At 57.6% G+C, this 19,262-nt stretch carries 16 protein-coding genes; 10 read left to right on the forward strand and 6 right to left on the reverse strand.

The annotated features are described in order from the left end of the window. Window positions 1–69: 69 nt before the first annotated feature. Window positions 70–2,010 carry an exoribonuclease II gene (locus tag Q3Y66_RS05580; RefSeq protein ID WP_008958549.1) on the reverse strand — a complete coding sequence of 647 codons (1,941 nt, stop codon included), beginning with the start codon at window positions 2,008–2,010 and terminating at the stop codon, window positions 70–72. 173 nt (window positions 2,011–2,183) lie between these two features. Between Q3Y66_RS05580 and Q3Y66_RS05585 the strand changes: the two genes are divergently transcribed. The 7 genes from Q3Y66_RS05585 (at window position 2,184) to Q3Y66_RS05615 (ending at window position 9,991) form a co-directional block, all read left to right on the forward strand. Next, the gene (locus tag Q3Y66_RS05585; protein ID WP_008958548.1) at window positions 2,184–2,981 is read left to right on the forward strand and encodes a Cof-type HAD-IIB family hydrolase; all 798 of its coding nucleotides are present in this window, start codon (window positions 2,184–2,186) and stop codon (window positions 2,979–2,981) included. A gap of 115 nt (window positions 2,982–3,096) precedes the next feature. Continuing rightward, the gene (locus Q3Y66_RS05590) at window positions 3,097–3,822 is read left to right on the forward strand and encodes a response regulator (RefSeq protein WP_008958547.1); all 726 of its coding nucleotides are present in this window, start codon (window positions 3,097–3,099) and stop codon (window positions 3,820–3,822) included. Continuing rightward, window positions 3,819–5,330, forward strand: a complete 1,512-nt coding sequence (locus tag Q3Y66_RS05595) for an ATP-binding protein (protein WP_008958546.1) — start codon at window positions 3,819–3,821, stop codon at window positions 5,328–5,330. The genes Q3Y66_RS05590 and Q3Y66_RS05595 overlap by 4 nt, the downstream gene beginning before the upstream one ends. Before the next feature lie 111 nt (window positions 5,331–5,441). Then, entirely contained in the window at window positions 5,442–6,701 is a 1,260-nt protein-coding gene (locus Q3Y66_RS05600) for an ABC transporter substrate-binding protein (protein ID WP_008958545.1), read from the forward strand. 135 nt (window positions 6,702–6,836) lie between these two features. Beyond that, complete coding sequence (locus Q3Y66_RS05605) at window positions 6,837–7,763, forward strand: carbohydrate ABC transporter permease (RefSeq protein WP_008958544.1); 927 nt, start codon at window positions 6,837–6,839, stop codon at window positions 7,761–7,763. Beyond that, window positions 7,756–8,634, forward strand: a complete 879-nt coding sequence (locus Q3Y66_RS05610; RefSeq protein WP_008958543.1) for a carbohydrate ABC transporter permease — start codon at window positions 7,756–7,758, stop codon at window positions 8,632–8,634. The genes Q3Y66_RS05605 and Q3Y66_RS05610 overlap by 8 nt, the downstream gene beginning before the upstream one ends. A gap of 235 nt (window positions 8,635–8,869) precedes the next feature. Then, window positions 8,870–9,991: an ABC transporter ATP-binding protein gene (locus Q3Y66_RS05615; RefSeq protein ID WP_008958542.1), complete on the forward strand. Its 1,122-nt coding sequence runs from the start codon at window positions 8,870–8,872 to the stop codon at window positions 9,989–9,991. A gap of 97 nt (window positions 9,992–10,088) precedes the next feature. Here Q3Y66_RS05615 and Q3Y66_RS05620 read toward each other — a convergent pair whose 3' ends face one another. The 5 genes from Q3Y66_RS05620 to Q3Y66_RS05640 form a co-directional block, all read right to left on the reverse strand. Next, entirely contained in the window at window positions 10,089–11,729 is a 1,641-nt protein-coding gene (locus Q3Y66_RS05620) for a BCCT family transporter (protein WP_008958541.1), read from the reverse strand. A 105-nt stretch (window positions 11,730–11,834) separates the two neighbouring features. Further along, entirely contained in the window at window positions 11,835–12,875 is a 1,041-nt protein-coding gene (locus Q3Y66_RS05625; RefSeq protein ID WP_008958540.1) for a YcjF family protein, read from the reverse strand. After that, complete coding sequence (locus tag Q3Y66_RS05630) at window positions 12,872–14,275, reverse strand: YcjX family protein (protein ID WP_008958539.1); 1,404 nt, start codon at window positions 14,273–14,275, stop codon at window positions 12,872–12,874. The genes Q3Y66_RS05625 and Q3Y66_RS05630 overlap by 4 nt, the downstream gene beginning before the upstream one ends. Before the next feature lie 77 nt (window positions 14,276–14,352). After that, window positions 14,353–14,544 carry a hypothetical protein gene (locus Q3Y66_RS05635; RefSeq protein WP_008958538.1) on the reverse strand — a complete coding sequence of 64 codons (192 nt, stop codon included), beginning with the start codon at window positions 14,542–14,544 and terminating at the stop codon, window positions 14,353–14,355. Between the two features lie 61 nt (window positions 14,545–14,605). Further along, window positions 14,606–15,475, reverse strand: coding sequence for a D-hexose-6-phosphate mutarotase (locus Q3Y66_RS05640; protein ID WP_008958537.1), 870 nt, complete (start codon window positions 15,473–15,475; stop codon window positions 14,606–14,608). Between the two features lie 172 nt (window positions 15,476–15,647). Here Q3Y66_RS05640 and Q3Y66_RS05645 point away from each other — a divergent pair, with 172 nt between their 5' ends. The 3 genes from Q3Y66_RS05645 to Q3Y66_RS05655 all read left to right on the forward strand — a co-directional run bounded on the left by Q3Y66_RS05645 (window position 15,648) and on the right by Q3Y66_RS05655 (window position 19,235). Next, window positions 15,648–15,890: a GlsB/YeaQ/YmgE family stress response membrane protein gene (locus Q3Y66_RS05645; RefSeq protein WP_008958536.1), complete on the forward strand. Its 243-nt coding sequence runs from the start codon at window positions 15,648–15,650 to the stop codon at window positions 15,888–15,890. Window positions 15,891–16,045: 155 nt separating this feature from the next. Further along, window positions 16,046–18,511: a YbeU/YbeR family protein gene (locus tag Q3Y66_RS05650; RefSeq protein WP_008958535.1), complete on the forward strand. Its 2,466-nt coding sequence runs from the start codon at window positions 16,046–16,048 to the stop codon at window positions 18,509–18,511. Between the two features lie 199 nt (window positions 18,512–18,710). After that, window positions 18,711–19,235, forward strand: a complete 525-nt coding sequence (locus Q3Y66_RS05655) for a C40 family peptidase (RefSeq protein WP_008958534.1) — start codon at window positions 18,711–18,713, stop codon at window positions 19,233–19,235. The last annotated feature ends 27 nt before the right edge of the window (window positions 19,236–19,262 follow it).

The raw sequence follows: 19,262 nt of genomic DNA on the forward strand, positions 1-19,262 counted from the left end.
CAGAACGATAGAAACAACAACGGCGCCCTAGGGCGCCGTTGTTGTTTACTGCGAGTAAACAAATACAGTTTATGCAGCGGGTTTAGCTACCAGCGAGCGGGTCTCTTCGCGGGCTTCGGTCAAGATGACGCGAAGCGGGTCGCCAAGCTTGTAGCGCTCTTCGCCTTCGATCTGGATACGTCCCTCTTTATCATCAATCACCACTTTGCTGCGGTCACTGTGCATTAAAGGGGCGGGAACAAAGGCGGTCGCGCCATTTTCCAGCAGACGAACGCGCATACCGCCACGGTTGATGGCCATGATTTCGGCCTCAAACGTATCCTGGTTCTGCGCAGCGGGTGTTAGGTAGCGCACGTAGAGCCAATCTTTCACATCGCGTTCGGCCATACGGTTCAGGCGGCGGCGCTCCGTCAGCTGCTCGGTGAGCTGCTGTGTGGCTTCGGCGGGCGCCTGTTCGCCTTTCAGTACGCGCTTGATCAGGCGGTGATTGACCATATCGCCATACTTACGAATCGGCGAGGTCCAGGTCGCGTAGGCAGCCAGGCCGAGGCCAAAGTGCGGACCGGGCTGTGCAGACATCATGGTGAAGCCCTGGAAGCGGCGCAGGCGCGCATCCAGCCAAGCGTCGTCGCGGCTTTCCAGTGCACGCTTCAGCTCGGTGTAGCGGGCAAGCTCAGTCAGCGCTTCGCGTTCGACCACAATCTCCTGGCCTGCCAGGAATTCCTGGGCAGCTTCGGCTTTCTCGGGCTCGAACGCGCGATGCACGTTAAAGATACCGTGGCCGATATGCTGGGCCAGGAAGTCCGCGCAGCAGGCATTCGCCACAATCATCGACTCTTCGATCATGCGGTTGGCAATGCGGCGCTCTTCAGTGCGCACCGCCAATACGTTGCCAGCGGGATCGAGATCAAACACGTAGTCAGGGCGGTCTTTAAACACCAACGCGTGTTCGTTGCGCCAAGCGGTACGCGCCTCGGTCAAATCACGCAGCGCGGTGAGCTGCTCGGCAATCTCACCTGCGGGCGCCCAATCGCCTTGGCCTTCGATCCAGTCGGAGACATTGTCGTAAACGAGCTTGGCGTGGGATTTAACGTTCGCCGCAAAAAAGCGATACTCGCCCAGGCTGCCGTCGGCATTGATATCCAGCGTACAAGCCAGCGCGGGGCGCTCTTTATCTTCCCACAGCGAGCAGAGATCATCCGCTAGCTGCTCTGGCAGCATAGTGACGTTCTGGCCAGGCAGATAAACGGTAAAGGCACGGGTGCGGGCCTCTAAGTCAGCCGCATGGCCCTCTTCCACATAAGCAGTGGGGTCGGCAATCGCGACACTCAACTGCCAGCCGCCTTCAGCGCGAGGTGCGACGTGCAGCGCATCGTCCATATCGCGGGTCTTCTCACCATCGATGGTGAAGAAGGGTGTGGCGGTTAAGTCTTCGCGAGTCAGGCCTTCATCCATCAGCGGCCAATCGGTACCCGCATCGGGGCACTCTTGCTCCAGCGCATGGCGGGCAAGTGTGACGCGCCACGGCACTGCCGGATCATCGCTTTTAGCGACCAGCTCATCAATCTGGGCAAAGAAAGCGCGGTCATCGGCTTTTAGCGGATGGCGTACCAAGCGGGCAACGACCCAGTCGCCGTCAGCAATGCTCGCTTCATCAAGGTTGTTCTTAATCCGCGCCTTGATAACATTTTTAATCGACGGATGGTCGGGCACCACGGCCAGACGGCCTTCGCGTTTCTGCACGCGGGAAACAAACCGATCCAGCCCCGCTTCAATCAGCTTTTCGGGCTCAACGGATTTTTTGTCACCGTTCTCGTGGATAACCGCTTCCACGCGATCCCCGTGAATCACGAGTTTCATGGCGGGCGGTGGCACGAAATAGGATTCACCGTCGTCGGTTTCGAGAAAACCGAAACCTTTGTCGGTGGCTTTGATCACCCCTTCAGCACGGGGGGTGGTTTGACGAATCTGTTGCTTGAGCTGGGCAAGCATGGCGTTATTCTGAAGCATGAGCTCAATCAGTTGGCGAGAGTTAGGGTGCCACTATACGGGTTCCCGCTTGCCACGCCAATTGCTGCTACGCGAAGTCGGCCCTAATGTTAGCGTTGGTAACGGCGCGTCAAAGGCTTACATGCGCTCAAAAGAATCGGTTAAGCTAAACGCCCATGCATATGGAGCGCGCTATGACACCCCGCCTGATTGTTTCTGACCTTGATGGCACTCTTTTAGGAAGCGACCACACCCTGCACAAAAGCACGGTTGAAGTGCTGCGGGCGCTGGTGAAGCAAGGCCACCATGTCGCGCTTGCTTCGGGGCGCCACTATCACGATATGAAGGTGTTTCGCGATCAGTTGGATATACCAGCACACTTGATCAGTACCAACGGCGCCTATGTGCACGACCCGAAAGGCACCTTACTGGCCGCTACCCATGTCGACCCTGAGCATGCACAAACGCTGATTAATCTCCCGCGCCCGCCTCAGGTGCGCTTGAACCTCTACCGCGAAAGCGGCTGGCATATTGATGCGGAAGCCCCGCATCTATTATCTCTTCACGCCTCTACCGGGTTTGGTTATGACGTCGTGCCGCCTGATCAGATGGACATTAACGGTGTTGGCAAAGTGCTCTATCTAGGCGACCCTGAGGCGCTGAAACAGCTGGAAGAACAGGCTCATAAGGCCCATGGCGATGCGCTGCATATCACCTACTCGACGATTGATTCCCTGGAGATCATGGCGGGCGGCGTTAACAAAGGCGTCGCGTTAGCCTCACTGCTTGAGCGTTTAGAATTAACGGCAGCCGAATGCATAGCATTTGGTGACAATCTCAACGACACCGAAATGCTTGTGTTAGCCGGGGAAGCCCAGGTAATGGCCAACGCCCACCTTGATCTATTCGACCGTATAAAAGGCGCCGAGCGTATCGGCCATCATGGTGAAGCTGCCGTTGCCGAGTGGTTGAAAAAGCGCTTTGGGCTATAATCTCCGCTGTTTAAAAACTAATGCAACCTTGGTCGTAGCGGTATTGCTACTCCTTACCCACTCCACCATCATCAAGGCCCCATAACGACAACAGTGTAGGGCGACAACCGCTACGATGACGACAACCCCTGCTACTTTGATTGTGGTCGACGATGACCCGGAAATTTGTGAGCTGCTCGCGGATTACCTGGGGCGGCACGGTTACCGGGTATTTAAGGCGGATGGTGCCCAAGCGCTGCATTCGCTGCGTGCTGAACATACCCCCGACTTGCTGATAGTCGATTTAATGCTCCCCGGTGACGACGGCTTTACCATCTGCCGCGACGTCCGCAAGCACAGCGACGTGCCGATTATCATGTTGACCGCCAGCGCCGATGAGACCGACCGCATCCTTGGTCTTGAACTGGGTGCGGATGACTACTTGGGCAAGCCGTTTAACCCCCGCGAACTACTGGCGCGCATCAAAGCGGTACTGCGACGTACCCGCTGTGCTCCGCCAGCGTTGCCCGCCGGGCAGGCGCGCTGGGTCACTTTCGGCAATTGGCAACTCGACCGTATGACTCGCGAGCTGATTGACCTGGAGGGCGAGCGCGCCGCGCTGTCTGGGGCTGATTTTCAGCTATTGCAGGTGTTTTTAGAGCATCCGGCGAAGGTGCTCACTCGGGATGATCTCTACGCGCTTACCCGTGGGCGGGACGCGCCGCCGCTTGATCGCTCCATTGATGTCCACGTTTGCCGCCTGCGCCAACGGCTGGGGGAAGATGCTCAGCACTCGCAGTTAATTCGAACGGTGCGCGGGGCAGGCTATGTGTTAACCGCTCAGGTCGATGCATTAACGTGAAACAAGTGGGCTGGGCCGAGACCAGGCGGCGTTTATCCAGACGAGTAGCCCGCTGGCTGCCGGCGTCGCTGCGCGGGCGCTTCGTGATCATCATGATCGCCGGAGTGCTGGTCGCCCAAGGGGCCAGTTACGCGATCTGGACTTCTCAGGTGCGCTCCAGCCACTTGGCTCAGTTGGATGAGCTGTCCACCAATATGGCGTTTAGCATCGCCTCCACCATGAAGTTTTTCCGCTCACTGCCCGTTGACTACCGCCACATCGTGCTGGATCAGCTGCGTAATATGGGCGGCACGCGCTTTTTTGTCAGCGTCAACGAACGCAGGCTGACCATTGACGATATCGGCTCGGGGCCGGAAAAACAGGTGGTGGTGAATAATGTGCGCTCAGTGCTCACCCAGCAGCTCAATATCGACGATGTGATTGTCGAGTTCTCCCGCCCGGAAAACCTGCGGGTGCTTAATAACGAAGTGCTGCTTTACGACCTGCCGCCCCGCTGGGGGCAGCACAGCCTGCTGATGGAGCCACTCTCCCCACCGATTTTAGTGGTTCAACTGGAGCTTGCCCCAGGCACCTGGCTGTATGTCGCCACGCTGCTAGGCGTACCCGATATTTTCAGCGGCTATCGCTGGCTTTCTGAGGAGCGTTTGCTGGTCGGGTTACTGGTGCTGCTGAGTGTGCTGGCGCTTTCGCTGTTAGGAATTACCAGCGTGACCCGGCCACTGGCGCGGCTTTCACGGGCAGCGAATCAGTTGGGCGATGACTTGGACATGCCGCCACTACGGGAGAGCGGCCCCAAAGAAGTGGCCGCCACCGCCGCGGCGTTCAATCGTATGCAGCGGCGTATTCGCGAGCAGATTGAGGAGCGAGAACGGCTGTTTTCGGCGATTTCCCATGATTTAAAGACCCCCTTAACCCGCATGCGCCTGCGCGCTGAAATGCTCGAAGACGACTATCAGCGCGAGCGTTTTTGCGCCTCACTGGATGAACTGGATAGCTTAGTTAAAGGCGCCTTGGCCTCAGTGAAAGGCTTGGATCTGCACGAAGAGCCCGCGCCCGTTGATCTAACGAACATGGTCGAAGAGCTGGCCGAGGAGCTTAGCCTTCAAGGCGGTAAGGTCACTATCGAGACTAAAAGCGGTAACCCTATTCCACCGCTGATTGCCAAACCGCTGGCGCTTAAGCGCTGCCTGGCAAACCTGCTTGAGAACGCGGTGTTCTATGGAAAGCAGGCCGATGTGCAGCTAATCGATCACGGCAATGTTGTCACCATGCGTATTCGTGACCACGGCCCAGGTATACCCGAAGAGCAGCTGGGGCGGGTGTTTTCGCCCTTTGTGCGCTTAGAACCCTCACGCAGCCGACATACTGGTGGTAGTGGCCTCGGGTTGGGCATTGCCCGGCATATTGCCCGTGCCCATGGCGGCGATATCACGCTCGCCAACCATGCTGATGGTGGGCTGGTGGTGACTCTCTCGCTACCCCGCCAGGAAACTATTACAGGTTTGTAATAAAACCCCAACACTATGCAGTACTCGGTAACTCCCGTTGACGCACACCTTGGCGTAACCTCTTGGATATCGCACGTCCGAGAGGACAATAACAATATAAGGAGTGACTCCATGTCGACGTTTAAGAAGACAACCCTCGTGCTTGCTCTGGCAGGAGCCTCGCTCGCCAGTACCGCCCAGGCCAATGAAGTCGAAGTGCTGCACTGGTGGACGTCCGGTGGTGAAGCTCGCGCTGCCAACGTGCTTAAAGAGTTAATGGAAGCTGAAGGCTACGGCTGGCAGGACTTTGCCGTGGCTGGTGGCGGCGGTGAAACCGTCATGACGGTGCTTAAATCTCGTGCCATGTCGGGCAACCCACCCTCTGCCGCCCAAATCAAAGGCCCCGAAATTCAGGAGTGGGGTGAGCTTGGTTTGCTCGGTGACCTGAACGGCGTTGCCGAGGCGGAAGGCTGGGATGAGCTGCTGCCGGAAGTCGTGGCCGATATCATGCGCCATGATGGTCAATACGTGGCGGTACCCGTCAACGTACACCGGGTAAACTGGTTGTGGGCCAACCCCGAAGTGCTCGAAGCGGCAGGGGTAGAGATGCCTACCACGCTAGATGAGCTATTCGAGGCAGGTGAGGCTATCCGAGAAGCGGGCTTCGTACCGCTGGCTCATGGCGGCCAATCCTGGCAGGACGCTACGGTCTTCGAAAGCGTACTGTTAGGTGGTCAGGGTAGCGAGTTTTATCAGCAGGCATTGGTAGAACTAGACCCTGAAGCCCTGGGCGGCGAACAGATGATCGATGCCCTTGAGGATTTCAAGCGTACCCGTGAGCTGATGGATGAGGGCATGCCCGGGCGCGACTGGAACATTGCCACTGCCATGGTGATCGATGGAGTGGCAGGCTTTCAGCTGATGGGCGATTGGGCGAAAGGTGAGTTCACCGCGGCAGGGCTGACCGCCGGGGAAGATTACCTCTGTGCAGCAGCGCCGGGCACCGAAGATGCGTTCACCTTCAATATCGATAGCCTGGCCATGTTCCGGGTCACCGACGACGAGGAGCGCGAAGCGCAGCAAGCGTTAGCGCGTCTGGTGCTTGAGCCTACTTTCCAGGAAGCGTTTAACCTTGCCAAAGGCTCGATTCCGGCGCGGCCTGATCTGGACATGAGCGAATTCGATAGCTGCGCCCAGCAGTCGTTGGCTGATTTCCAGCGCACCGCGGAAGAGGGTGGCCTAGTGCCCAGTATGGCTCACGGTATGGCCGTGCGTGCGGATGTACAGGGTGCCATTTTTGATGTGGTTACCAACTACTTCAACGACGCCGATATGCCTGCTGAAGAAGCGGCAGAACGTATGGTGAGCGCCGCCGAAGCGGCCTCTTTCTAGGATTTTCTAGTACTTGCGTTCTCAAGGCGCCGCCGCAACGGCGGCGTCTATTCTGCTTAGCAAGAACACTATTTTGCTTAGTAAGAACATTATGCTGCTTGGCAAGGATACTTCTCAATGAGAGATTCCCTCCCCATGAAAAATACCTCTGCGACGCCTTTAGGGGCTGGCGCTAAGCGGTCGACGCCATCCGGTGGTTTGCAGGCGTGGCTGCCGCGCTTGGTGCTGGCACCGTCGGTGGCGATTTCGCTGTTCTTTGTTTACGGCTTCATGCTGTGGACGTTCGTGCTCTCGTTGACCAGCTCGCGCATGCTGCCCAGCTACGACTTTGTCGGCTTTGGCCAGTATTCACGCCTGATGGATAATGAGCGCTGGTGGGTAGCCTCGACCAACCTGATGATTTTTGGCGTGCTGTTCGTGTTGATTTGTCTGGTGATTGGCTCGCTGCTGGCCATTCTGCTTGATCAGAAAATTCGCCAAGAGGGTGCGCTGCGCACGATCTACCTCTATCCCATGGCGCTGTCGTTTATCGTTACTGGGGTGGTGTGGAAGTGGCTGCTTAACCCGCAGTTGGGCATACAAGCGATGGTTCAAGGCTGGGGCTTTGAGTCATTTCGCTTTGACTGGATTGTCGATCCGGATATGGCGATTTATACCCTGGTGATTGCCGCCGTATGGCAGGCGTCAGGCTTTGTGATGGCGCTGTTTTTAGCCGGGCTGCGGGGTATCGACGACAGTATTATCAAGGCCGCACAACTAGATGGCGCTAGCCTGCCGCGGATTTATCTGCGCGTGGTGATGCCGTGCCTGCGCCCAGTGGTGTTCAGTGCGGTGATGATCTTGGCGCATATTGCGATTAAGAGCTTTGACCTGGTCGTCGCACTCACCGGCGGTGGGCCTGGTTACGCCACCGATTTGCCCGCCACCTTTATGTACGCTCACGCCTTTACCCGGGCGCAGATAGGTTTGGGCTCGGCCAGCGCCATGCTGATGTTGGGCGGCGTACTGGCGATTTTGATTCCTTACCTCTACTCCGAACTAAGGAGCCGCAAGCATGGCTAATGTGATTCGTCGTCAGACGCCCGCTGCGCGGCTGGGCCGTGGCCTGCTCTATGGCGTGCTGATACTCGCTGCGCTGTTCTATATTCTACCGCTGGTGGTCATGTTGATGACGTCAGTGAAGCCACTGAGCGAAATCAGCGCCGGGTCGCTGCTCTCGTTTCCGCAAAATCCCACCCTCGCGCCATGGACGAAAGCCTGGGGTGAAGCCTGCACCGGCATGCGCTGCGAGGGTGTCGGTGGCTACTTCTGGAACTCCTTTGCGATCGTGATTCCAGCGGTGCTGATCTCAACCACTATTGGCGCCCTTAACGGCTACGCGCTAACCAAATGGCGCTTCAAAGGCTCTGAATTAGTCTTCGCACTAATGCTTTTTGGCTGTTTTATTCCCTTCCAGGTGGTGCTGTTGCCTATGGCGCAAACCCTCGGCTGGCTGGGTATCTCCAGCTCTCGCGCCGGGTTGATCCTGGTCCACGTGGTCTTTGGCATTGCTTTCACCACGCTGTTTTTCCGCAACTTCTACGTGGGTATCCCTAATGAGTTGGTATCGGCGGCGAAGTTGGATGGCGCGGGCTTTTTCCGCATCTTCTGGCGCATTCTACTGCCGGTTTCCGCACCCATTATCGTTGTCTCGGTAATTTGGCAGTTCACTCAAATCTGGAACGACTTCCTGTTTGGCGTGGCGTTCTCGGCCCATAACACCCAGCCCGTTACCGTGGCGCTTAACAACCTAGTGAATACCTCCACCGGCGTTCGCGAGTACAACGTGGATATGGCGGCGGCAATGATTGCCGCGCTGCCCACCCTGGTGGTGTACGTGTTGGCGGGAAAATACTTCGTGCGCGGGCTGACTGCGGGTTCGGTTAAAGGCTAATAACAATCAGATTGATGACAACTTTCTAAAGATCGTCTTGGCAAGGTCAGATCAACCCGTAGCGGGGGTCTTTTTCCAGGGCCGGAAAATGTTCCCAACAATTCCGGCATTTCCGCCATCCGTGGCGGTCAGATGGAAAAAGTAGCGTCCAGGGAGGGATTTACAGCGCCCCCGCGAAGGGTTGTTCTGATCGGGCTAACAGCTTTGTCAGCAGTCTTATAATAGGATTTTCATTATGGCAGCGTTAGAAATCCACAACGTGCGCAAAGAGTTTGGCAGCGAGCGGGTGCTCAAAGACGTCAGCATCTCCATCGATTCCGGTGAGTTTTTGATTCTGGTCGGGCCGTCAGGCTGCGGTAAGTCCACGCTGATGAATGCCATTGCCGGGCTTGAACCGGTGACCTCTGGCAATATTTATATCGATGGTGAAGACGTAACCTGGCGCACTCCGGCGGATCGGGACATCGCCATGGTGTTTCAGTCCTACGCGCTTTACCCCAGCATGACCGTACGCCAGAACATCAGCTTCGGGCTTGAGATGCGCAAGGTGCCCAAACCCGAGCGGGAAGCAGCCGTGGAGCGGGTAGCCGACTTACTGCAAATTACCCACCTGCTGGAACGCAAGCCTGCGCAGCTCTCCGGCGGCCAGCGTCAGCGGGTAGCCATGGGGCGGGCGCTTGCTCGGGAGCCCAAGGTCTACCTGTTTGACGAGCCGCTCTCTAATCTGGATGCCAAGCTGCGCGTGGATATGCGCACCGAGATCAAAAAGCTCCACCAGCGTCTGGGCACCACCATTGTGTACGTCACCCATGACCAGGTCGAAGCCATGACCCTGGCGGACTGCATTGCAGTGATGCGCGACGGGCATATCCTGCAGCTCGGCACGCCGGACGAGGTTTACAACAACCCGGTGGATATGTTCGTAGCAGGCTTTATGGGCTCGCCATCGATGAACTTCATTCGCGCCACGCTGGAGGATGACAACGGCGGGTATCAACTGCGCATTGCCACGCCGGAAGAGGCTGACTTGGTTCTGCCCTGGCCGGAAGCGCGTATCGACGCAGACATGGCTGAACGGCTTAATCAGCCGGTCATCCTGGGGCTGCGGCCGGAGCACTTCAGCGAAGAGGACGAGCGGTTAACGTCCCAAGCCGAGGGAACACTATTGAGTGCCAATGTGGCGGTGGTAGAGCCTACCGGGGCGGATATCCTGCTGCGTTTGCCGCTGGGCGAACAGGAAGTGACTGCCCGTGTTGGGCCTAAATGCGCCGTGGTGGCAGGAGAGCGACTGGCGCTAAGGATAGATATGGGGCGAGCGATTTTATTCGATGCCAAAACCGAGCAGCGTATTGCGTAAACGACGTGGTTCAAACCTGTTGTGAAATAGTAAGGCCCTCTGCTGAAACCAGCAGAGGGCCTTTTTTACAGTTGCCTAAAGGTTTTAGCTGCAGGTATCACTTTCGGATAAGCCGCAACTCGCCATTGAGCGCCTTGATAATCGAGTAGCACAATAGCAACATCACAATCGAGAACGGAATAGCGGTGGCGGTGACCCCAGCCTGAAGCGCGGTCAGACCACCACCGATAAGCAGCACAATCGCGATCAGGCCCTCAATGACCGCCCAGAACATACGCTGTGGCCGCGGAGCGTCGATTTTACCACCGGCGGTGATGGTATCGATGACCAGAGAGCCGGAATCCGAGGAGGTGACAAAGAAGATCAGCGCCAGGACGATACCCAGGGTCGACATCAGGCCCGTCAACGGTAGCTCGTTCAGCATGCCGAACAGCGAAAGCTCGGGTCTGTAGTTGTCGATGACATACTCTTTCACCAGGCTGCCCGCCGGGTCAGCGTAGAGCTGTTCAAGGGCGGTCGAGCCAAAGACGCCCATCCAGATAAAGATAAACATACTGGGAACGAGCAAAACGCAGAGGATAAACTCACGCACCGTGCGCCCCCGGGAAACACGAGCAATAAACATCCCCACGAAAGGTGCCCAGCTAATCCACCACGCCCAGTAGAAAATCGTCCAGGACTGGCGGTAGGCATCGTCTTCACGGCCAAAGGGTGCGGAGAGAGGAATAAAGTCCGTCACATAGGTAGTAAGCCCCGACCAGAAGCCGCTTAGCGCCAAAAGCGTGGGACCAGCGAAGAGTACGAAAAAGAAGAACAGAACGGCCAGGATCATGTTGATCTCGGAGAGCTTCTTCAAACCGCCCTCAAGACCGCGCCAAACCGACACCAGCGCCACCGCCGTTACCAGAATGATGACGATGACCTGGGTTAAGGTGCTTACTTCCAGGCCGAAGACAAAGTTCATCCCCGCATTGGCCTGCTGGGCGCCGAGCCCGAGGGACGTTGCCAGCCCGAAGAGGGTGGAAAACACCGCCAGGATATCGATTACATGGCCCCACCAGCCCCAGACACGCTCACCAAGGATGGGAAAGAACGCCGAGCGAATCGAGAAGGGTAGGCCCTTGTTATAGGTAAACAGGCCCAGCGCCAGTGCCATGACGATATACACCGCCCAGCCATGAATACCCCAGTGGAGATAGGTGCCGGCAAGCCCTAAGGCACTGGCGTCAGCAATCGCCGCTGGATTTAGCTCACCGTCAGCACCAAACGGGGACTCGACGCCCAAGGGCAGCGAGACATTGGCGTGGTAAACCGGCTCGAGCACGCCGAAGAACAACAGGCCGATGCCGATGCCCGCGGTGAACAGCATAGCGAACCAGGAGAGGTAGCTGTGATCCGGTCGGGCATCGGCCCCGCCCAGCCTGACTGAGCCATAAGGCAGAACCACCAGCGCTAAGCAGAACAGAATAAAGAAATCGACCAGGATCATGAAATACCAGTCCAGCGTTCCCGTAGAGAAGGCGACAATGGACTGGAAAACGCTTTCCGCTCGCTCTGGAAACAGCAGGGTGAGGACGATGAAAATGGCCGAAGCAATCGCGGATACCACAAACACGCGGTTGTGGATGTCGAAACCGATGGGGCCAAACTGCCCCTTGATATTATCCTGCCCGACGACATAGTCGGTTTGCATGTCGCTCGTTTCAGAAGGCGACTCAGGATTGTTGGGATTGTTCATAAACTACGTCTCCTCACTGGAGGATGCTATGTTAAACATCCATCATGAGGATAAATAGCGTTGAATCCCATTTTATGACCGAATACAGGCTTGTCGTCGGTTGCTTCATTGGCGGCTCTGCGGAACCGTTTCTTTATCCAGCCGCTTGATCTGCCGCCAAAGGTCTTGGCGCAGGTCGGCGATCTTGGGTTGCTCCTCGGGGGTAAAAGGTACTGGTCGGCAGAGGCGCTGGGCACGCAATCCCAGCCTTGCGCTTAGAAGCCCGGTGGCCAGGCCCTGACCGGCACGGGCGGAGAGGCGGCTGGCTAAATCCAGCGAGAGCATATCCATACTGGCGTCGGTGGCCAGTTCGCTGGCACCGGCAAACGCCATGTTGTGCAGCACGTTACGAAACAGCCGCAGGCGGCTGGCGTAGCCCAGCTCAAGGCCATACAGACGGCAGAGCCTGTCTACCATCGCCAAACTCCGCCAGGCCACCAGCGCCATATCTACCAGCGTTAGCGGACTGATCGCCACCATAATCGCGGTTTCTCCTGACATGCGGGTAACCAAGCGCTGGGCTTCACGGTCGCGAGGTGCCAGCAGGTGGTAGCGCAGCAGCGTTTGGATCTCTTCCCCGCTATGGTGAGGCTGGCTGGCGCGTTGAAACCCCAGCCAGTGCGGATCGTCATCGGCAAGTTTAAGCTGGCGCCTCAACTGCTCGGCCATGGCTCGGGCCTGTTTCGGGGAGCGCAGCGGCAGCTCAGCCAAGTCGCTGCGCAGTTTGTCGTGGCGCTTTAGGCGCCGTAAACGTCCCAACTCTTTGAGCAGTGAAATACCGCCCAGGCCAATCAGGCTGATCCCGAATAGCTGCCAGGCAATGGCGAGCCACTGGGACTGAGCCAAGGCGTCGGGAATGCCGGTGACCAGTTCTGCCGTGCCGAGTCCGGCACCACCCACCAGGGCGAATAGCAGCCCCCAGCGGCGTTTACGCGGCGCCCCTAAACTGGCAGCAGGTAAGGCTTTATCTTCTGGAAGGGGCGCCAAGGGATGATGCTCGCTGGTGCCAGCAAAGGCTTCACGTTGGCGCAAATTCGAAGCCGCTTCGGCAGCCTCTTCGGGCGTGTCATCTAGCGTAAAGTGGCGCCGTGGCTGTGGGGTGGTCATGTCAGTTTGTCTCCAATCAGCCAATCGATGGCGGCGTCCATGCGAATATGATCCAGCGCTTCCGAAGTGGTTTGCATCGGGCGAAAGCCGGGAAAGTCGAAGCCCTGCTGCTGCCAAAAATCGGCAGTGGGCAGTCGGGCGGGCACATCGCCGGGGTAAACCAGGACGTCTTCCCCCTCCAGAGTCGTGCCGCGTAGAGCTGGTGAGCGCTTACCTTCGTGGGTGACTTCGCGGGCTTCGGTGGCACGAATGGAGGCCAGAGAAAACGCTTTGACCGGGACATTGGCAAAGCGCAGGTCTTTCAATGGTTCTGCCAGCAAGGCCTCTAGCAACTGCACCACGTGGCCGTGTTGGTCGGGAGTGACATGGTCGGCCTTGGTGGCCGCAATTGCCAGCCGGTCAATTTTAGGCGCGAACAGGCGCGTGAGCAGGCTGCGCTTGCCGTAGTCGAAGCTGTGCATTAACTGGCGCAGGGCGCGGGAAAGATCTTCAAACCGTTCAGGCCCGGCATTCAGCGCGCCAAGCACATCCACCAGCACAATCTGGCGGTCAAAGCGGCGGAAGTGATCGCGATAAAAGGGTTTCACCACCTGCTGCTGGTAGTAGCGAAAGCGAGCCGCCAGGGTAGCGTAAAGGCTATTGGCGGGCAGTGCTTCCAGCGCTTCTCTGGAGGTATCAAGTTGAGTTGAATTAAGCTGCGGTAGCGGGAAAAACTGCAGCACAGGCGCCCCTTCCAGCTCGCCCGGCAGCAAAAAACGCCCCGGCTGCAGGTCGGAGAAACCGGCCTTTTTGGCGCGGCGCAGGCCCTGGGCGTACTCCTCGGCCAGAGCGGCGAGCTGAGCCTCATCCGCCTCGCTTGCAGGGTCGAGTTGTTCCACCGCTGCCAGCCACTCACTGAAAAGACCGCGGCGTTGTTCACCTGCGTACATGGCCTGGGCTTTGCTCCAGCTGTAAAAGTCATGCTGCAACAGCGGTAAGTCGAGCAACCACTCGCCGGGGTAGTCGAATAGATCCAGGGTAAGGTGGGCAATTTCAGGGGTTAGCCAGCCGCTGCGGGCAGGGCGGTAACGCAGTTGCAAGCGCAGTTCACTGATCCCGCGTGTGGGCTCCGGCCAGCGCGGTGGCGTATCGCGCAGGGCGGCCATGCCGGGGTCATAAGGGAAACGTGGCACGCCTAAGTCGGGCTGATTGAGCCGCTGGGCGCCTAGCAGGCGGCCTTCGCGGGCAGCGGGCAGTAAATCGAGACGTGCTTCTACGCCGGCATGGCGCAGTTGATTGACCAGCGAGGTCAAAAAAGCGGTTTTGCCTGCTTGCGAGAGGCCCGTTACCGCTAAGCGCAACTGGCGATCCCGGCCCCGCTCTAACAAATTGCTCAGTTCGCGACTTAACGGCTGACGCATCCTTTCGATCCCTTTATGGCTCTTGCCAACTTAACGCGGTCCTGGCTCTCTTTAAAACAAGCAGGGCTGCATGACCATTACTGGCGAAACATTAATAGTAGCTGTGAAAGCATCGGTAGGGTGGCAATCAAAAAGCCGACCCCCGCCAGCGTGTAGCCCGGCCAGCGGCGAGTCATTTTCTGCGCCAAGGTAAGACCCACTAAACACACCACCATGCCGATTAAATTAAAGGCTAGCGTAGCGGCCTCTAGCCATTGCTGCGGATCCATCGGATCTCCCTAGCTCAAATGAAAGTGAGCGCATGATAGCAAAATATTGATGAACCGAAGGTTAACCGCGGCTTAGGGTGGTGCCTAATAGGTGTTGAGCACCGGGCACCAGCCAAACCGGGTCTAGGCGCGTATTGGCGGCTTCAACGCAAATAAAGTGGCGTGCCGCTTCAGCGGGTGTATCGCCAGGAAGGTCGTTGTTGGGATGCCACACCACAGTAGAGTCGCTGGACTGCTTGCCGATGCGCAGGCTGCGCTCGCCATCGTTGAGCAGTACGGCTTCATTGGTATGGTAAATGCGGTCAACGGCACCTTGAACAGCCAGCGTACCCTGCTGTTCACTTTCCGCAAAGTCGCGCAGTTTGTCGAGATAACGAGCGCCGGAAAGACCTTCCAGGCGGCACTGATGAATATCGGCAACGGCAAGGTAGGTGTGCAGTGCGCCACTGGTTTTAACGGGCGTCTCGCCGATGTTTTCGCTGATCAACTCAACGTTAAGCCGCTGTGCATTGGCTTGCACCACTAAACGTGCGGTGAGCTGTGTATGCAGGCGCTGTTCGGGAGAGAGATGAACTTCAATCCCTTCGGCATGCTCATCGACTGCGTCTAAGCGCCAGGCAGCGTGACGGGCAAGGCCATGAAAAGGGCCGTCACGGTTGGGGCTTTCATCGGCATAGCGCTCGTCGGCAAACCACGGCCAGCACAGTGGGATACCACCGCGGATAGCCCCTGGTAGCGCTTGAGGGGTTGGTGTCAGCCATAGCCAGTCGGTGTCGCCTTGAGGACTGAAATGAAGCACCTGCGCGCCTTGCAAGCTGATCGCCAACTCACCCCACGGCATATTGAAAAGCACCACATCGCGGCCTTCCCAGTTGGCCGTTTGTTGACCATCTGTGCTTTTAAGCAGTTGTTTGAGCGAGTCGGGGATCATGAATTTTCCTTTAAGAGTTGCCAAGCATCTACACCAATAGGCGCCGAACAGTAACGCTGTGTGCTATGGTAGAACAAGCATGATCGGTGGTAAAACACGTACTAACGTACGTAGCTAAATCCCGTAACTGAATTGGTATTTGAACCAGTACTTAAGATAGTAAGGAGACTATATGGGCTTTATTGCATGGTTAATCATTGGTGGTTTGGCTGGTTGGATTGCTGGCAACATCATGCGCGGTGGCGGTTTCGGCATCCTGGGTAATATTGGTGTCGGTATCGTGGGTGCCGTTATTGGCGGTTTTTTGTTCAGCCTTTTAGGACTCTCTTCAGGTGGCTTTATCGGTTCGCTGGTGACGGCAATCGTAGGTGCCGTGGTGCTCTTATGGGTGATTAGTAAGGTTAAAAAAGCGTAGCGATTTGGCTGTTACCCGTTTGACGACCGCCCGGCCTTGTGCCGGGCGGTGTCGTTTTATACGGATGCTATCGGTGTTTCGCGCCACTTCCGTTACACTGGGCGGCTTTATTCCGGCGCTTTGTCGGTGCCACTGTGTTTTTTTCGAGGTGCTTCTTGATCGACGCGTTAAATGCCTGGTGGGCCCAACAGCTAGTGCTGTGTGATTGGGCGTTTACCCCTCATCCGCTGGCGGTCGATGCAGGTGCTGCTGAGCAGCGTTTGCTGCAACTGGGAATTACCGATCGGGGGGAGCTGGCCGAGCAACTGTTCCACGGACTGGGCGCCCCTGCAGGTCGTGCCGATCGGCTATTGGGCGCGCTCGAGTGGGCTGCGCTTGCTGGCGCGGCGGGCTGGTTAGAAGCAGATCAGTCACGCGCCTGGGCGCACCATTTAACGCGGCGTATTACCCGCGATTACAGCGATCTGCGCGCATGGCTCGCCGATCTGCGTCGCGCCCTGGGCGTAAGAGGTTGGGAAGGCGGCGCTGATGACCGCTTTATCGATGCCTGCCAGGCGCTGGCCAATCTCGAAACCGATGGCGAAGGCGTTACATGGGAAGCACTTGAACATGCCCTGACGAAACTGCCTGCCCCTGCTTCCCTATGGCCGCAACAGCCAGCGGCTCAGAGCTGGCGACTATGCGCGCTGTTTCGGCCGATCATCGTCTACCCTGCAAGCCAAACCGACTGGCCCGACGCCGCTGAGTGGCTGGCCCACGTGTGGGATGTCCATGACCGTGATGCGCTGCTAGGCGCTATGCTTTGGTTAGGTGCTCAGGGCGAGCGCCAGCGCTGGGATATCGAAGCCCGTGAGCTATTGAGCATGGACACCGCCCAGCGTATGGAGTGGCAGCGTAGCGTAGTAGAAGAGTCGCCCTATGCGCCCGTATTGAATAAATTTGTTAGCCAGGGTGAGCCGCTGGAGTGGGCCGCCTGGGATTGGCTGCGGCTTGTCGAGCTTGCCTGGGCGGGCGCCTGCTGTGGCTGGCTTAGCCAAGAGGAAGCCGATGACTTGGCGGGGCACGCTGCTGATTTGATCAGCCGCCGCTACCATGACTGGTACGCCGTGCTGAACGCCTACGGGCGGGGGCAGAGTTTGTTTGATGGCATTGACCGGCGAGGCAAAACACCCAGCGAGCGGCATCAGCTACTGCTGCACAGCGCTTATAGCCCCTGGAAACGTTCACCGGGGGAACTGTTGGATGAGCCCACGCGGAAGGCCTCTCAAGCGCGCATTCGTCAATGGCGTAATACACCCCACCACTGGCTGCTGGCGCTGGCCAGCGTGCGTGAACCGGATGTGATGCTGCGCCAGATAGACCCGTCAGCTGCGCTACCGGAAGAGCAGCGTGCCGATGCGGCGCTCTATTTGCAGGAGTCGTTGGGCCTGCACACCGATGAAGGTGCTCACGCACTGGCGCGCTACTGGCTACCCGCTCAGGCGCATCATCTTAATCAACTGGCAGCCGACGCGGTGCATGGCGTTTTGCCACCCTCGCAAAGCTGGTTCGGCCAGCCGACCCCGGAAGAGCTTAAGCAGCGTAATGCCGTCAAGGGAGTGAGCCGCCACGCGGCGACTATCCATATGGCCGAGAAGTTCGCCTTCTATCTGCATATGTCCCTTGATAGCGGCTTATTGGATCGCGGGCCATTGATGGAGTATGCCAGCGCGCTGCGCAGCTGCCTGTGTCGCTTTTACCCCAATGCCAAGCGCTTGTTAGACGCCTGGTTTGCGTGGGAGAGCTGCCTGCCCGAGCCCGAGCATGCATCGCTAATTAACGAAATTATTTGGCATATCGAAGACCCCGGCAGCCTGTTCCACTGGCTCGATTGGCGCCACGACCCCTGGTGTGAGCCGGGCAGCCGTCCCACCTTAAGTCACTTCACCGCCATGTCCCTGGTCGGGCCTTTAAACAGTGCCGTATGGAGTGAACCACAGCCAGAAAGCGCCCGTGAGTGCGCTGAAATCCGCGAGTGGGTAGAGAGCCATTATCACTTGAGCAGCGCTGGGGATATGCAGGAATTTTTGACCTATATGCTCGAGGCGGGGGATCGCCAGGAGTATCAGATTAACTACGCTCCTTACACCCTCAATACCGAACGTTTAAGCGCTGAAATCGCCATTCTAGAATCTGGCGATTGCGCTGAAGACGAGCGCCACCATCTGCTACGTTTACGTCGGGTACGTGACAACGAAGATGGCTGTAATGAAGTCGATATGGCGGCCTGGGATATTGCCCAACTGGTCGATCTGGCGATTGCCGCACGGCAGCTTGGTTGGCTTGATAGCACTGCGTTTGCCAGCGTATTGGATCGCGCTTATCAGCTGGCGGCGGATCACTACGCCGGGTGGCAAGAGTATGCCATGGGCATGTACGCTGGCTTCTCGTTTTTTATGGGCGAAACCCCAGAGCGAGAGAGTTTTTTAGCCGGTTTTCGTCAGGCCCTGGTGGCCTGGGTATGTGGCGCACCGGTCTTGGCCGGGCCGTGGGTCAGTCTCGATTTTCCGGGGAATAAACCGCGCCATTTTGCGCCGCTGCACATAGATACATTGCCTGGTGATCAGCGCACCTTACATTGAGGCTCGCCAAGCATAGGATAACTAGCTTATAGTCATGCGTGGAAAAATGAGTTTTGTCATACCGACCCCTTATCAATGTCACGAGGTTTATCGCATGGTTGCGTTGCCACGCCCCGCTGTGACCGCTGTTCGTGTTGTAAGTGTTTGTTTTATAGTTACATTGGTGGCTGGCTGCGCAGGTTCCTCTCGACAGAGCAATATGCAGGCCCCTGAGAACTACTTCTCTATGTCGTTGCCGGGCATGGGGGCGAATCCGCAAATGTCGCCGGTCGATCCCATCGATGCGCAATTGCGCAGTATGCAAGTCCCGCCGCCAACAGTGGTGCGAGAGGCGCTGCTGGCCCAGCATCAGCGCTGGGCAGGAACGCCTTACCGGATTGGCGGCACGACAGAAAGAGGGATTGACTGCTCGGCCCTGGTTCGCAATGTTTACCGTGACACCTTTAATTTAGAGTTACCACGCTCCACTGGGGGGCAAATACACGAGGGACGCCCGATCGACCGCCAAGAGCTGCAGGCGGGCGATCTGGTGTTCTTCAGCCCTCCAGGTCGATATAACCATGTCGGCATTTATGTCGGTAATGGCTATTTTCTGCATGCCTCGACCTCGAAAGGGGTGATTATTTCCAGCTTGGATAATAGTTACTGGCGACGTTACTACTGGCAGGCGCGTCGTGCCCTGGAGCCAACGCATTTGGCCCAGCTAAGCGGAAGTGCTTTCTAGCCGTCAGGCCTCTCACTTTTTAGTTAG

This window comes from Halomonas sp. HAL1, from assembly GCF_030544485.1.
GTDB lineage: Bacteria > Pseudomonadota > Gammaproteobacteria > Pseudomonadales > Halomonadaceae > Vreelandella > Vreelandella arctica.

What these genes read in the sequence shown, in the direction of transcription:
- Q3Y66_RS05630 (WP_008958539.1), bottom strand. Translation starts at nt 14,275, where the DNA reads ATGCGTCAGCCGTTAAGTCGCGAACTGAGCAATTTGTTAGAGCGGGGC.
- Q3Y66_RS05585 (WP_008958548.1), top strand. Translation starts at nt 2,184, where the DNA reads ATGACACCCCGCCTGATTGTTTCTGACCTTGATGGCACTCTTTTAGGA.
- Q3Y66_RS05600 (WP_008958545.1), top strand. Translation starts at nt 5,442, where the DNA reads ATGTCGACGTTTAAGAAGACAACCCTCGTGCTTGCTCTGGCAGGAGCC.
- Q3Y66_RS05610 (WP_008958543.1), top strand. Translation starts at nt 7,756, where the DNA reads ATGGCTAATGTGATTCGTCGTCAGACGCCCGCTGCGCGGCTGGGCCGT.
- Q3Y66_RS05625 (WP_008958540.1), bottom strand. Translation starts at nt 12,875, where the DNA reads ATGACCACCCCACAGCCACGGCGCCACTTTACGCTAGATGACACGCCC.
- Q3Y66_RS05645 (WP_008958536.1), top strand. Translation starts at nt 15,648, where the DNA reads ATGGGCTTTATTGCATGGTTAATCATTGGTGGTTTGGCTGGTTGGATT.
- Q3Y66_RS05635 (WP_008958538.1), bottom strand. Translation starts at nt 14,544, where the DNA reads ATGGATCCGCAGCAATGGCTAGAGGCCGCTACGCTAGCCTTTAATTTA.
- Q3Y66_RS05655 (WP_008958534.1), top strand. Translation starts at nt 18,711, where the DNA reads ATGCAGGCCCCTGAGAACTACTTCTCTATGTCGTTGCCGGGCATGGGG.
- Q3Y66_RS05615 (WP_008958542.1), top strand. Translation starts at nt 8,870, where the DNA reads ATGGCAGCGTTAGAAATCCACAACGTGCGCAAAGAGTTTGGCAGCGAG.
- Q3Y66_RS05640 (WP_008958537.1), bottom strand. Translation starts at nt 15,475, where the DNA reads ATGATCCCCGACTCGCTCAAACAACTGCTTAAAAGCACAGATGGTCAA.
- Q3Y66_RS05580 (WP_008958549.1), bottom strand. Translation starts at nt 2,010, where the DNA reads ATGCTTCAGAATAACGCCATGCTTGCCCAGCTCAAGCAACAGATTCGT.
- Q3Y66_RS05620 (WP_008958541.1), bottom strand. Translation starts at nt 11,729, where the DNA reads ATGAACAATCCCAACAATCCTGAGTCGCCTTCTGAAACGAGCGACATG.
- Q3Y66_RS05605 (WP_008958544.1), top strand. Translation starts at nt 6,837, where the DNA reads ATGAAAAATACCTCTGCGACGCCTTTAGGGGCTGGCGCTAAGCGGTCG.
- Q3Y66_RS05590 (WP_008958547.1), top strand. Translation starts at nt 3,097, where the DNA reads ATGACGACAACCCCTGCTACTTTGATTGTGGTCGACGATGACCCGGAA.